Here is a 13,213-nt window from a genome sequence, read left to right as displayed (position 1 = left end):
CCGTTTGGGATCTGGCAACTCGCCCAGTATCATAAACTCAGCAGTAATGACTGGGATTAAAGAATGAAACAAATCAGGGTTCTGGCGCAGTTCTATGTAGATCTGCTGGTGAAGCTCGGGATTATCCGCTTTAGCATGTTGCTGGCCTTGGCGCTGGTGGCACTGGCGGTGGTCGTCCAGATTGGTGTCACACTGGTGATGCAGGGCGAAGTACTCAATATTGATATCGTGCGTTCGGTGACGTTTGGTCTGTTGATCACACCGTGGGCGGTGTATTTCCTTTCTGTTGTGGTGGATCAGCTGGAAGAGTCGCGCCAGCGGCTGTCAAAACTGGTGACCAAGCTGGAAGAGATGCGCTCGCGCGATATGCAGCTCAACAAGCAGCTGCAGGCAAATATTTCCCAGCTCAATCAGGAAATCGAAGAGCGGAAAAAAGCAGAAGAAGCCCGTGAAGAAGCCATGCGGGATCTGGAGAACGAAGTGTACCAGCGGGAAAATGCTCAGCTGGAACTGGCGGAGCAAAGCGCGTTGCTGAAGTCGTTTCTCGATGCTTCGCCGGATCTGATTTACTACCGTAACGAAAAAGGGGAGTTCTCCGGCTGCAACCGGGCGATGGAAGAACTGACCAACCGCACCGAGAAACAGCTGGTCGGTCTGACGCCGTGGGATGTCTACAGCGAAGACATCGCGCGCAAGATTGTGGAAACCGACCAGCAGGTCTTCCAGCAGAATGTTTCCCTGACTTACGAGCAATGGCTTGAATACCCGGATGGCCGCAAAGCGGTGTTCGAGCTGCGAAAAGTACCGTTCTACAGCCGTGAGGGACGGCGCCTGGGGCTGATGGGCTTTGGCCGGGATATCACCGAGCGCAAGCAGTATCAGGATGCTCAGGAGAAAGCCAGCCGTGACAAAACCGCCTTTATTTCGACCATCAGCCATGAACTGCGTACCCCGCTGAACGGCATTGTCGGTCTGAGCCGGATGCTGATGAACTCGTCGCTGAACGAAGAGCAGCGTGGTTACATGCGAACGATTTACGTCAGTGCCATTACCCTCGGCAATATTTTTAACGACATAATCGATATGGATAAATCGGACCGCCGTCGTCTGGAACTGCTGCCTAAACCACTCGACTTTGAAGCGTTTGTGTCGGAAATGGGCACCATCTCGGCGCTGATGGCCGAGCAGAAAGGGCTGCGGTTTGACCTTGAGCGCCTGACTGATTTGCCACACGGGATTGAAGTTGACGGTACCCGGCTGCGTCAGGTGTTGTGGAACCTGATCAGTAATGCCACCAAGTTCACCAAAGACGGCGGGGTAGTGATGTCGGTCAGCTGCGAGGTGGAAGACGATCAGGCGCAAATCACCTTCGAGGTTGAAGACAGCGGGATTGGGATCCCGAGTCGCGAACTTGAGAAGATCTTCGCCATGTATTACCAGGTGAAAGACGAAAACGACAATCTGCATGCAGTCGGCACCGGTATCGGACTGGCGGTATCCCGTCAGCTGGTGCAGATGATGGGAGGCGATATTACCGTGTCGTCGGAAGTGGGCGAAGGCAGCACCTTCACCGTGACCATTACCGCCCCGATCGCCGCGCTGGAGGACGATGAGGAAGAAGCCATGCCGCGTGTGCCGCAGGCCAGCCTGAACATCTTCATGGTGGAGGACATTGAGCTCAATATTACGGTGGCAAAAGCGCTGCTGGAGAGCCTCGGCCATGAAGTCACGATCGCGATGCGCGGCGAAGAAGCATTGGAAATGTTCGATCCGGAGTTGTATGACCTGGTACTGCTGGATATTCAGTTACCGGACATGACCGGTTTTGACATCGCGGCCCGTCTGCGGGAGCAGTATGACCACCTGCCTGCAATCGTTGCCCTGACGGCCAATGTGATTAAAGATAAAAGCGAATACCTGAATAAGGGCATGGATGATGCCATCAGCAAGCCGCTGAGCGTCAAAGCCATCACGGATGTGATTCAGAGCCTGGTGCTGACCTGCCCGCTGGATGAGGAAGAGGAGATAGATGAAATGCCTGAACCAACCCCTCAACTGAGTGATGACATGGTCAGCAAGCTGCTGGATCTGGAAATGCTCAGTTCGTATGTCGAGATTGTCGGGACGAAACCGGTTTATGACAGTATCGCGATGTTTGAAGCGAAGATGCCGGAGTACATTGCCATACTGGATTCCAACATGATGGCCAAAGATCAAGATGGCATTAAGTTTGAAGCGCATAAAATAAAAGGAGCGGCAGGCTCGATTGGTCTCAAACATATCCAGCAGGTCGCACAGAAAGCCCAGTCGCCGGAACTGCCGGCTTGGTGGGAAAACATCAATGACTGGGTCGATGAAATCAAAGACGGCTACCAGAATGATCTTCAGGTGTTGAAAGACTGGTTAGCCCAGCAGGAGTAGTGTGATGAAATTAAGGCAGCATGGGATCCTTCTGGCAATGCTGGCTGCGTTGGCCGGGTGCGGTGAACCGGATCAGGCCGATAAAGCCAAGGCGCCGGAAGCCGAGCAGCCGGTAGCGGTAGAAGAGCCGGTGAAATTGCCGGCTGAAGTGGATATCTGGCAATCCCCAACGGAGCTGGATCTGGAGGGGACCAAGGTCACGCTCCACAGTGCACTGTGGCTGAATACCATGCCGGTGATAGGTGAGGACGGCAGCGTCCCGGCCAACAAGCTGTTTGCTTCCATCAAAGTTGTCACTGCCGATGATAAGCCGCTGCCGAAAGGCGTGGAGATCATGCAGGTTATGATGGCGCAGGATGATGAGCAGTGGCTTAGCCAGAATAATCTCGATGTTCGGGTGCTGGAAAAGCAGGGACTGGAAATTGCCATTAATGGCGGCCCTGAATGGCTGCCGGGCGGTAAGGCCAATATTGCGGTGACTTTACTGTATAAAGGGCAGGAGCATGTGTTGGTCGAAACCGGCGTGCTGCTGGAGCAGGCCCACTAAGCGTGTGACAACCTGCCAGAACCGAGCAATACAACAAACAAAAAAGGCTCCGTAAGGAGCCTTTTTTTAGGTCGTTTGCCGTTTATGTGGCGTGTCGTTTAAGTCGCACTCTGATATCGTTTCGTTCAGACAAAACTTCTCTCGCCCGCCCGCAGCGAACAGTTAAACTGGCACCACACAAACCATCGCACTACCTAAACCACAGCATCAGATACACGCAGTGTGCACACAGCGCTGAGCCTGTGGCGGGTATCAGTGCGAAGATTACTCTTCGTCCAGATCGCCGCAGAAACGGTAGCCTTCACCGTGAATGGTCGCGATGATTTCCGGTGTATCAGCCACAGATTCAAAATGCTTACGGATACGACGGATAGTCACGTCAACCGTACGGTCGTGTGGCTTCAGCTCGCGGCCAGTCATTTTCTTCAGCAGTTCGGCACGAGTCTGGATTTTGCCCGGGTTCTCACAGAAATGCAGCAGAGCACGGAACTCAGAGCGTGGCAGCTTGAACTGATCGCCATTTGGGCTAACCAGAGAGCGGCTGTTGATTTCCAGAGACCAGCCGTTGAACTCATAACGCTCAACCAGACGCTTGTCTTCAGTCGGCAGACCCTGGTTCATCGCACGGGTCAGCAGGTTACGGGCACGGATCGTCAGTTCGCGTGGGTTGAATGGTTTCGTGATGTAATCATCCGCACCAATTTCCAGTCCCAGGATCTTGTCGACTTCGTTATCACGTCCGGTCAGGAACATCAGTGCCATGTCGCCTTGCTCACGCAGTTCACGGGCCAGCAACAGGCCGTTTTTACCCGGCAAGTTGATGTCCATGATCACCAGGTGAACTGGGTGCTCAGACAGCATCTGATGCATTTCTTCGCCATCGTTGGCTTCAAAGACCGTATAACCCTCTGCCTCAAAGATGCTTTTCAGGGTGTTACGTGTAACGTGCTCGTCTTCTACAATTAGAATGTGAGGGGTTTGCATTGGCAGTACCTAATATCTAAAAACGGAATCTGGTCAAAAACAGAATAGTTAAATTCTATAAAAAAAATTCACATACAGGCAAAGTCGAGGGGAAAAGACGTGTAAGACCCATGGTTTGCCTGTTGGTACGCCATCCTTTAATCCAGCGTTCAGTATGATATTTCATTTCGCGCTGAAAAAAGCCCAAAATAGAGGGCATTGGCTTCTATTTCCGTGGGATGGCGACGATTGTATTCACTTAACAGCTCGCTAACAATAATTGGTTTTTGTTTCAGCGCTGCTTTCGGGCACTTTCTTGATTTATATCAAACCGTATGAAGTGTTTTACGACTCGCTACTTTGTTTAACATTCGCTACAAAAAAATGCATCGTGCCCAGGGGCTGTCAGATTATGTGTGAAAAACTCTCACTGTGGTGTAGCTACCAGTCAATCATCTTTAATCTCAAGCAACACCCTGTTTACCCTTGTTTTGCAATTCTAACAGCATTTAATCCGAGAAGCATTGTTCTTAGTAAAAGAGAAAACCTTGACCGCAATGCCCAAATGGCGGCGGAACTCAGCACTCTGGTGCAGGAGCTGTTGCCGATCACCTGCAGTGGGTTGGACGGGCAATGGCAGGAGCCGGGATTTGTGGTGCCACTGAGCTTGACCAAAGTGCGCCAGCTGGCTCGGCAATGGGAGCAGAATGCCATATATTGGGTTGAGGATAACGAATTGTTTTTAGTGCCGGTTTTAATTGAGGGCCAGGAGATACAAAGATTGGGAGATTGGCCGAGCTTTCTCTACACTTAACCAAAGAAGCACATTCATCAAAAGAAGCACAGGCAGTGCTTTCAGTCAGAAGGAGGGAAGAAAATGACAACAGCCCAGGAGCCAAAAATGCAGGATTTGACCCCGGACTTATGTGACAACTTTGAGGGAGAGGTTCGCTGGCTGCCATTGACGATGCAGGATTTTGGCGGACGCGATATTTTTTACGGTGAAGTGGTGACGTTGCGCTGCTTTGAAGACAACAGCCTGGTGCGTGACATTGTATCTCGTTCAGGTGTCGGTAAAGTGCTGTTTATTGATGGTCATGGTTCATGTAACCGGGCCTTGCTGGGAGACCAGCTTGCCTTGTTGGCACAGAAACACGGTTGGGAGGGAATTGTCGTCAATGGCGCTGTGCGTGACGCCGGTGCGCTGCGAACCATGGCTCTTGGGGTAAAAGCCCTGGGAACGTGCCCGATCAAAACCGTCAAACGTCAGACAGGTGAAGAGAATGTGACCCTGACGGTTGCCCATACGCTGGTTTACCCCGGTGATATGCTTTATGCCGATCGCAACGGCATCGTGTTCAGCAAAGAGCCGCTGGACTTATCTAAACTGTAACGCCGCGGGGGCCAACACGGTTGTCCGCATGAAGCAATCTGCTGGCTCATGGAAACGGCTCTGGGATAGGTGAACGAGGTTGGAAGTTACCTGACGAGAAACGAAGGCTGGCGGTTGCGGCGGTAAAGACTAGCCATTTTCATGAATCACAATCGTGAAACACAAGACAGGCGTCAGGCATAAAAACAGGCTCAGTGATCAACGGAGCCTGCTTTTTGTGCGTTGATGTCATTCGTACCAAGGTGGCATTGGTGTCACGGTTTCAAGGGGCAGGATACTGTTCTGCTTAACCTGACTACGGTATGAGCCAGAGGCATGAGTCAGAAACGAAAAGGCTAGAGGCTAAAAACGAAAACCTATGCCTACCTGATAGATCTGCTCAAGGGACTCGTAGTCCAGGGTCGCGTGCAGGTTGAGTCTGTCGGTGACCTCAAACTGGCTCGACACTTCCACCCCCATGACGGTTTCGCGATCTTCCGTTTCAGACGTCACGGCGCTTTGCAGGCTCAGACGCGGAGACAAGGAATACTTGACCCCGGACAGTAAGCCTCGGCTGGCCGGTTGCGTACTGGTCGACGTTTTTAGACGCGTACTTAAATAAACCTCGGTTTTGTCTGTCAGGGCGTACGTATAACCACTGTCGATCTGCCACAGATCAAACTGCTCCGCACCTCGGGACTGGGAGGTCAGAAACCACCCGGATTTCGATTTGTCATCCAGCAGAGTGAGCGGGTCGCTTTCTGCCGCTGCTGTCGGTAAGGCCACTACCAACAGGGTAATTGTGATTAGCAAATTACGCATTGATCACCTTCCCTGTTTTTCTTTTGTGAATTATTTATCCATTTCTTAGCAAAATAATACTAGGCTAGGTTGCCGGAAAAAGACACTCCACGTCAGAGCGTTTTCACAGGCTGCGCCCCTCTGCCATATTCTCTTTCTCGGGGTTGCCGTCGGTTACCTGAAAACGTGATAGCCGTAGCGAATTGGGGTAAGGGAATACATCCTCAAACAGCCCGTCGGTAATGTTATGCTGCAGGTGTTGCCAGTAAGCCGGATCAAACAGATCACTGTGCAGTTCCTCAAACAGCGCCCGTACTTTGGGGTTGATCAGCAGGAAGGTGCGAAACTCTTCCGGGAATACATCGTTAATACCGACGCTGTACCAGGGCTCTGACGCCAGTTCATCTTCCGGGTGGCGTGGCGGCGGAATCCGCCGGAAATTCATCTCAGTCATGTAGCTGATTTCATCGTAGTCATAGAACACCACCCGCTTGTGACGGGTCACCCCGAAGTTCTTGAACAGCATGTCGCCGGGGAAAATATTCGCAGCGGCCAGTTGTTTGATGGCTTTGCCGTATTCGTCCACCGCGTGGCGCAAGTCGTCATCGTTGGCCTGTTCGATATACAGGTTAAACGGAATCATGCGCCGCTCGGTATAAAGATGTTTGATGATGACCTGGGTATCGGTCACGGTAATGATGGACGGCGCTACGGCCAGCAGTTCGTCCAGTAACTCGTCACTGAAACGGTGGCGGTCAAACGTAAAATTGCGGTATTCCTGGGTGTCAGCCATTCGGCCTACCCGATCATGTTCTTTAACCAGACGGTACTTTTCTTTGACGACCGCATGGCTGATATCTTTTTGCGGTGCGAATTTGTCTTTGATGATTTTAAACACAAAACCGTATGAGGGTAGGGTGAACACCGACATGACCATCCCTTTGATCCCTGGGGCGGGCACGAACTGATCATCCGAATTGGCCATATGACGCAAAAATTCACGATAAAGCTCGGTTTTGGCATGTTTCTGACAGCCAATCGCAGTGTAAAGCTCAGCTTTGGTTTTCTTGGGCAGCAGCTCTCCCAAAAAACGCACCAGTGCCGCCGGCGCCGGGGCATAGACCATGAAGTAGGAACGGGCGAAGCCAAACAGGATGCTGACGTCATCGACGTTGGTCAGGCAGGCATCGATAAAGAGTTCATTGTTGGCGGTGGTCAGCACTGGCAGAACCAGCGGGAAAAACTGGTAGTCATCAAGCCGGACCCGGCCAATCAGGTAAGCTGCCTTGTTCCGGTAAAAGGGCTCGCGGATCATCTCGATCACCGGCGGGGTACTCAGGGTATCGGGTAACACCGCCTGCAGCCGTTGGCTCAGCTCCTGAATATCACGGTATTTATCTTCCCAGCAAAGCGTAAAAGGGCAGTCATCCATCACCCGTTCCAGCAGCGTGTCCAGTCCTGCGCCGGTATTGTACAGCCGGGTCAGCGCGGTGGGATAGGAGGGAATCCGCCCTTCCTGGGAACTGTGCACAAACAGCTTGTCACGATTGATATTACGGTGCTCGAAAATACGGCAGTATACGGAATTAAAAAAACTTTCTGCAATGTCGTAGCGCGGATAGTCCAGCAGCAGATCTTCATAAGCATTTTTCACCGCCATCAGAAAACTGTGGCTGGCATACTGCTTTCCCAGCATGATCTGAATCTGACTGGTGACCAGACCAACGTGGTGGTCATAAAAATTAATCCGGGTTTTCAGTGCCTGCTGAACGGCGGGCCAGTCTTGCGATTCAAATCGCTCCTGAGCGCCAGCAGTCACATCAAGAAACCGTCCGTACATGGCGTCAAAGCCTTGCAGGATGGTGTGTGCGACGAGTTGTTCCATTGCAGAAGTCATTCGGGATCCCTCCGAATCTAACCTTAGCCTAATTAGGGCTGAGCATGTGTAAAAATAGCCGAGTGCTTAAATATCCATCGCTTCCTACTATGCATCCTGAGCCGAGTGACTGCAATCAATTGCGTTGATTTTCTGTCTTCGTTATATCCCTTTGCGGCTGTTTTTTATGCGCTTGTGGCAATTAAAAGCCAGAATGGGATGAAATTGATGGTTGACTCATCAAAAGCTTTCCGGTAAACGTAGATAAATACTAATTCAAAGGCATAGTAGCAGGATTGCAATGCACAACGTCATCAGCATGAACACCACCACCATTATTATTACCGGCACCATGGTTGCTGGGGTGGGCTGATGCACGACGAATAAGAATCGCACAAAAAAAGCCCACACCCCTCCAAGGTGTGGGCTTTTTTTTAACCATGTTTTTATCCCCGGACAGGTCATAGATGGGGCAAGATTGAGGAAGTTGGGAGTAGGGAATGCGAGTATTAAAATTTGGCGGTTCATCTTTGGCCGATGCAGAACGCTTTGCGCGTGCAGGCGACATCATTTTTAACAACGCCCAGCAGGAAGACGTGTCTGTTGTGCTGTCGGCTCCGGGCAAGGTCACCAATAAGCTGGTGTCCGTTATCGAAAATACCATTGCTTACGGTGAAGCCGAGTTACAACTGGCTGACCTGGAATCGGTCTTTAAAGATCTGTTTGCCGGCCTGAAAGCGCTGGAACCTAAGTTCGATCAGGCGGCACTGGATGCGAAACTGGCCAGCTCATTGGGTCAGCTGAAGCAGTATGTACACGGGATTAAGCTGCTGGGGCTGTGTCCGGACAATGTTTATGCCCGTATTATCAGCAAGGGAGAGCGGCTGTCGATTGCGGCAATGAAATCTCTGCTGGAAGCCCGCGGTCAGGCTGCCTTCCTGATTGACCCTGTGGTTTACCTGAAAGCGCACGGCGATTACCTGGAAGCCCATGTGGATATCGAAGTATCCACTCAGAACTTCCGTAATCAGCCGTTACCGGCAGGCCATGTCAACATTATGCCGGGTTTTACCGCAGGCAATGAGAAAGGCGAACTGGTCACATTGGGGCGTAACGGCTCTGACTATTCAGCCGCTGTGCTGGCAGCCTGCCTACGTGCTGACTGCTGTGAGATCTGGACCGATGTGGACGGTGTTTACAGCTGTGACCCGCGTCTGGTACCGGATGCCCGTCTGTTGAAATCCCTGAGTTATCAGGAAGCGATGGAGCTGTCGTATTTTGGCGCCTCTGTACTGCACCCGAAAACCATTGCTCCGATTGCCCAGTTCCACATTCCCTGCCTAATCAAAAACAGTTTTAACCCGCAGGGGGCCGGTACGCTGATCGGTCAGGATACCGGCGAAGACAAGCTGGATATCAAAGGCATCACCACGCTGAAAAACCTGACCATGGTGAACGTTTCCGGTCCGGGTATGAAGGGAATGGTCGGCATGGCGGCCCGAGTCTTTGGCGCGATGTCATCCGCCGGGGTGTCGATTGTTCTGATCACTCAGTCATCGTCGGAGTACAGCATCAGCTTCTGTATTGAAAGCGATGACAAAGTTGCGGCCGAGAAAGCCCTGCACAACAACTTTGAACTGGAACTGAAAGAAGGCTTGCTGGAGCCGGTCGAGTTCATGGATAACGTGGCGATCGTAACGCTGGTGGGTGACGGTATGCGTACCTCTCGTGGCGTGGCGTCTCAGTTCTTTACCTCACTGGCAGAAGTGGACGTCAACATTGTGGCCATTGCTCAGGGGTCTTCGGAGCGCGCGATTTCTGCGGTGATCCCGGATGAAAAAGTGTCGGAATCGGTGAAAGCCTGTCACGAAAACCTGTTTAACAGCCAGCACTTCCTGGATGTGTTTGTTATCGGCGTTGGCGGCGTGGGCGGTGAGCTGGTCGAGCAGATCCGTCGCCAGCAGGTGAAACTGGCCGACAACGGCATCGTGATTCGGGTTTGTGGTCTGGCCAACAGCCGTGGCATGCTGATGGACAGCAACGGGCTGCCTCTGGAAAACTGGCGTGATCTGATGGGTCAGGTCAGCGAGCCGCTGAGTCTGGCGCGAATGATCCAGTTGGTGAAACGCAACCATATCATCAACCCGGTGGTGATCGATTGTACGTCGGATCAGGGCATTGCCGAGCAGTATGCGGACTTCCTGGCCTCCGGTTTCCACGTCATCACACCGAACAAGAAAGCCAACACGGCCAGCATGGCATACTACCAGCAGCTGCGTCAGGCGGCCCGCTCCAAGCGTCGTAAGTTCATGTATGACACCACTGTGGGTGCCGGTCTGCCGGTTATCGAAAACCTGCAGAACCTGATGGCAGCCGGTGATGAGCTTGAGCGCTTCAGCGGTATCTTGTCCGGCTCACTGTCTTACATCTTTGGCAAGCTGGATGAAGGCATGAGCTTCAGTGAAGCGACAACAGTGGCGCGCAATAATGGCTTTACTGAGCCAGACCCGCGTGATGATCTGTCCGGCATGGATGTGGCGCGTAAGCTGCTTATTCTTGCCCGTGAGTCCGGTCTGGAACTGGAACTGGATGATGTAGTGGTAGAACAGGCACTACCGCCGGGCTTTGATGCCAGTGGTAGTAATGACGAGTTTATGGCGCGCCTGCCGCAAGCCGATGCCTATTTTGCCGAGCTGTCTGAAAAAGCAGCCGCAGAAGGGAAAGTGCTACGCTATGTGGGTGAAATTAATCAGGGGCAGTGTGCTGTGCGCATTGCCGCCGTGGATGCCGATGATCCTATGTTCAAGATCAAGGATGGCGAAAATGCCCTGGCATTCTACAGCCGCTACTACCAGCCAATCCCACTGGTGCTGCGTGGCTACGGAGCCGGTACTGAAGTAACGGCGGCCGGGGTATTCGCGGATCTGATGCGGACGTTGGGCTGGAAACTAGGAGTATAAAATGAGTGTTGTTGTTTACGCGCCAGCGTCAATTGGGAACGTCAGCGTAGGTTTTGATGTGCTGGGGGCGGCCGTATCGCCGCTGGACGGCACATTACTGGGGGACCGGGTGAAAGTGGCTGCCGGAGAGCAGCCCTTCTCGCTGCAGTGTATCGGCCGCTTTGTGGACAAACTGCCACAGCAGGCGGAAGAAAATATTGTGTACCGCTGCTGGCAGGTCTTTGCCCGGGAACTGGACAAAAAAGGCCAGACCCTAAAACCGGTTGCCCTGACGCTGGAAAAGAACATGCCGATTGGCTCAGGACTGGGTTCCAGTGCCTGTTCCATTGTGGCTGCGCTGGATGCGTTAAACCACTACCACGATTTGCCGCTGACAGAAACGGAACTGTTGGCCCTGATGGGCGAGATGGAAGCGGAAATTTCAGGCAGCCTGCACTACGACAATGTCGCGCCGTGCTACCTCGGCGGGTTGCAGTTTATGGTGGAAGAGCTGGGCATCATCAGCCAGGAAGTCCCGTGTTTTGACGACTGGTACTGGGTGATGGCGTATCCGGGGATCAAAGTACCCACCGCAGAAGCGCGCGCAATTTTGCCGTCGCAGTACCGCCGTCAGGACGTTATTGCCCACGGCCGTTATTTGGGAGGCTTTATCCACGCCTGTCATTCGCAGCAGCCTGAGCTGGCCGCAAAAATGATCAAAGATGTGGTGGCGGAGCCATACCGTGAACGCTTATTGCCGGGATTTGCCCAGGCGAGGCAATATGCGCTGGAAGCAGGGGCGCTGGCCAGCGGGATCTCCGGCTCCGGACCGACCATGTTTAGCATCTGTAATGACATTGACGTTGCCCAGCGTATTGCACGATGGTTGCAAGATCATTATGTTCAGAACGATGAAGGATTTGTCCATGTCTGTCGTCTTGACAGTCAGGGCTCGAAAGTAACAGGAAGTGAGCTGTAACCATGAAGCTATATAACTTAAAAAATCACCAGGAACAGGTTTCTTTTGGCCAGGCGGTCCGTCAGGGACTGGGGTCGAATCAAGGGCTGTTTTTCCCGTCTGAGCTGCCGTTTTTTGATGATGTGGATGCTCTGCTGGAGCAAGACTTTATCAGCCGCAGCACGCGCATTTTATCGGCCTTTATCGGTGACGAACTGGCGGCGGAAACCGTGGCGCAAATGGTTGGTAATGCGTTCCAGTTCCCGGCCCCGATTGCCAAAGTAAAAGAGGGGGTATACGCGCTGGAATTGTTCCACGGCCCGACTCTGGCGTTTAAAGATTTCGGTGGCCGCTTTATGGCTCAGTCACTGGCTGCGGTGTCTGAACGTGACGGCAAGATCACGATTCTGACCGCGACATCCGGCGACACTGGCGCGGCAGTTGCCCATGCTTTCTTTGGCATGGACAACATCAAAGTGGTCATTCTCTATCCGAAAGGAAAAATCAGCCCGCTGCAGGAAAAACTGTTCTGTACGCTGGGTGACAACATCACCACGGTCGCCGTTAACGGTACGTTTGATGATTGCCAGGCATTGGTGAAACAGGCCTTTGACGACGCTGAACTGCGTCAGGAAGTGGGTCTGAATTCGGCGAACTCTATTAATATCAGCCGCCTGCTGGCGCAGATTTGCTACTACTTTGAAGCGGTGGCACAGCTGTCAAAAGCTGAGCGCGAGGAGCTGGTTATTGCCGTGCCAAGCGGTAACTTCGGTAACCTGACGGCGGGCTTGCTGGCCAAGGCGATTGGCTTGCCTGTGAAGCGTTTTATCGCGGCCACCAACGTTAATGATACAGTGCCACGTTACCTGCAAACCGGTAACTGGGAACCGACGCCGACCGTACCGACGCTGTCTAATGCGATGGACGTCAGCCAGCCGAACAACTGGCCGCGTATCGAGGAGCTGTGCCACAAGCAGGGGTGGGGGCTGGATACCCTGGGTTACGGCGCGGTGAATGATGAGCAGACCGCCGACACGCTGCGTCAGATGGAGCAGGAAGGTTACCTGTGTGAACCTCACGGTGCTATTGCTTACCGCGTGCTGAATGAGCAACTGGCAGACAGTGAAACGGGGCTGTTCCTGTGTACCGCCCATCCGGCCAAATTTAAGGAAGTGGTGGATGACATTCTGGGCAAAGACATCCCACTACCCACCCCACTGGCTAAGCATAACGCCATGGAGCTGCTGTCGCTGGAGCGTGATAATGACTTTGCCCAGCTAAAAGTGGTGCTACGCGACGTACAATAAGCCTGCGCAGAACGGCAGGTAACAAAAAA

At 52.8% G+C, this 13,213-nt stretch carries 10 protein-coding genes and 1 other annotated feature; of the genes, 7 read left to right on the top strand and 3 right to left on the bottom strand.

All coding sequences use genetic code 11. From position 1 onward, the window contains the following. Positions 1 to 63: 63 nt before the first annotated feature. Both arcB and FH974_RS13275 read left to right on the top strand, forming a co-directional pair. Positions 64 to 2,421, top strand: a complete 2,358-nt coding sequence (gene arcB / locus FH974_RS13280; protein WP_047886444.1) for an aerobic respiration two-component sensor histidine kinase ArcB — start codon at positions 64 to 66, stop codon at positions 2,419 to 2,421. Positions 2,422 to 2,425: 4 nt separating this feature from the next. Beyond that, positions 2,426 to 2,968, top strand: a complete 543-nt coding sequence (locus FH974_RS13275; RefSeq protein WP_047886445.1) for a hypothetical protein — start codon at positions 2,426 to 2,428, stop codon at positions 2,966 to 2,968. A 264-nt stretch (positions 2,969 to 3,232) separates the two neighbouring features. On the opposite strand, the gene arcA is transcribed toward FH974_RS13275, so the two are convergent. Continuing rightward, entirely contained in the window at positions 3,233 to 3,952 is a 720-nt protein-coding gene (gene arcA / locus FH974_RS13270; RefSeq protein WP_047886446.1) for a two-component system response regulator ArcA, read from the bottom strand. Positions 3,953 to 4,343: 391 nt separating this feature from the next. On the opposite strand from arcA, the gene FH974_RS13265 reads away from it, so the two are divergent. Both FH974_RS13265 and FH974_RS13260 read left to right on the top strand, forming a co-directional pair. Further along, positions 4,344 to 4,745, top strand: coding sequence for a DUF3293 domain-containing protein (locus FH974_RS13265; RefSeq protein ID WP_047886447.1), 402 nt, complete (start codon positions 4,344 to 4,346; stop codon positions 4,743 to 4,745). An 87-nt stretch (positions 4,746 to 4,832) separates the two neighbouring features. Then, positions 4,833 to 5,324, top strand: coding sequence for a putative 4-hydroxy-4-methyl-2-oxoglutarate aldolase (locus tag FH974_RS13260; protein ID WP_047886615.1), 492 nt, complete (start codon positions 4,833 to 4,835; stop codon positions 5,322 to 5,324). A 342-nt stretch (positions 5,325 to 5,666) separates the two neighbouring features. Here the strand turns inward: FH974_RS13260 and FH974_RS13255 are convergent, their stop codons facing one another. Both FH974_RS13255 and aceK read right to left on the bottom strand, forming a co-directional pair. Continuing rightward, positions 5,667 to 6,125: a hypothetical protein gene (locus FH974_RS13255; RefSeq protein WP_047886448.1), complete on the bottom strand. Its 459-nt coding sequence runs from the start codon at positions 6,123 to 6,125 to the stop codon at positions 5,667 to 5,669. A 103-nt stretch (positions 6,126 to 6,228) separates the two neighbouring features. Then, complete coding sequence (aceK, locus tag FH974_RS13250) at positions 6,229 to 8,001, bottom strand: bifunctional isocitrate dehydrogenase kinase/phosphatase (protein WP_047886449.1); 1,773 nt, start codon at positions 7,999 to 8,001, stop codon at positions 6,229 to 6,231. A gap of 290 nt (positions 8,002 to 8,291) precedes the next feature. Next, positions 8,292 to 8,417 (top strand) — a sequence feature (Thr leader region). 63 nt (positions 8,418 to 8,480) lie between these two features. Here aceK and thrA point away from each other — a divergent pair. The 3 genes from thrA to thrC are packed head-to-tail and all read left to right on the top strand — an operon-like array spanning position 8,481 to position 13,184. Beyond that, a complete protein-coding gene (thrA, locus tag FH974_RS13245; protein ID WP_047886450.1) occupies positions 8,481 to 10,940 on the top strand; it encodes a bifunctional aspartate kinase/homoserine dehydrogenase I in 2,460 nt (819 codons plus the stop codon). 1 nt (position 10,941) lies between these two features. Then, positions 10,942 to 11,898, top strand: a complete 957-nt coding sequence (gene thrB, locus FH974_RS13240; protein ID WP_047886451.1) for a homoserine kinase — start codon at positions 10,942 to 10,944, stop codon at positions 11,896 to 11,898. Positions 11,899 to 11,900: 2 nt separating this feature from the next. Further along, on the top strand, positions 11,901 to 13,184 hold the full coding sequence (gene thrC, locus FH974_RS13235; RefSeq protein ID WP_047886452.1) for a threonine synthase: 1,284 nt from the start codon (positions 11,901 to 11,903) through the stop codon (positions 13,182 to 13,184). The last annotated feature ends 29 nt before the right edge of the window (positions 13,185 to 13,213 follow it).

The sequence above is a fragment of the Photobacterium ganghwense genome (genome assembly GCF_017329545.1).
GTDB lineage: Bacteria > Pseudomonadota > Gammaproteobacteria > Enterobacterales > Vibrionaceae > Photobacterium > Photobacterium ganghwense.
This window is presented reverse-complemented; position numbering and strand designations above follow the sequence as displayed.